The 1,064-nt window shown below is 75.1% G+C and carries 1 protein-coding gene; it reads left to right on the top strand.

Annotated features, from left to right (window positions below; genetic code table 11):
• Positions 1-10 precede the first annotated feature (10 nt).
• A partial coding sequence (locus FNQ90_RS24430) for an ADP-ribosylglycohydrolase family protein (RefSeq protein WP_182608326.1) occupies positions 11-1,064 on the top strand: 1,054 nt, incomplete at its 3' end.

Genomic DNA, 1,064 nt, shown 5'->3' with positions numbered 1-1,064 from the left:
GGGGTGGCCGATGACCGCGGTGACGGCGACCGGCGGCGGGGTGTGGGGGCGGGCCGAACAGCAGGATTTCCGCAGCCGGGTGCGCGGCTGCCTGCTCGGCGGGGCCATCGGTGACGCGCTGGGCGCGGGCATCGAGTTCGACTCCCTGGAGACCATCCGGGAGCGGCACGGCCCGCATGGCGTCACCGACTACGTGCCCGCCTACGGCCGGCGGGGAGCGGTCACCGACGACACCCAGATGAGCCTGTTCACGGTGGACGGACTGATCCGCGCGCACATCCGCCGTGACAGCGGCGTCTGGCACCCGCCCGGCGACGTGCACGCCGCCCACCTGCGCTGGTACCGCACCCAGCGTGATTGGGGCCCGGACGAGCGCCGGGCCGGCGACGGCTGGTTGGCCCGTCAGGAGTGGCTCTACGCCCGTCGCGAGCCCGGCCGGGCGTGCCTGCTGGGGCTCGGCGACGCCCGTATGGGCACCCCCGAGAACCCCAAGAACCCCGATTCCAAGGGCTGTGGCACGGTCATGCGGTCCGCGCCCTTCGGGCTCCTGGTCGGCTGGGACCCGCACCTGGTCCTGCAACTCGCCGTGGAGTGCTCGGCCCACACCCACGGCCACCCCACCGCCGGACTGTCGGCCGGGGCCCTGGCGCTGATCGTGCACTGCGTCGTGCGCGGCGACGGACTCGACGCGGCCGTGCGGAAGACACTCGCCCACCTCGCGGCGCGGCCCCACCACGAGGAGACCACCGACGCCCTGCGGCGCGCGCTGGGGGCGGTGCGGCAGGGGACGCCGGGGCCCGATCGGGTGGAGGCGCTGGGAGAGGGCTGGACGGCCGAGGAGGCCCTGTCGATCGGGGTCTACTGCGCACTGGTCGCGCAGAGTCCCCGGCACGGCCTGTTGCTGGCCGTCAACCACGGCGGGGACTCCGATTCCACCGGCTCGATATGCGGCAACCTGCTGGGCGCCCTGCACGGCGAGACGGTGCTGCCCCCGACACTCGCCCACCTCGCGGCGCGGCCCCACCACGAGGAGACCACCGACGCCCTGCGGCGCGCGCTGGGGG

This window comes from Streptomyces alkaliphilus (genome assembly GCF_014141535.1).
Taxonomy (GTDB): domain Bacteria; phylum Actinomycetota; class Actinomycetes; order Streptomycetales; family Streptomycetaceae; genus Streptomyces; species Streptomyces alkaliphilus.
The sequence above is the reverse complement of the archived record's forward strand: the minus strand, read 5'-3'. Positions and strand labels throughout refer to the sequence as shown.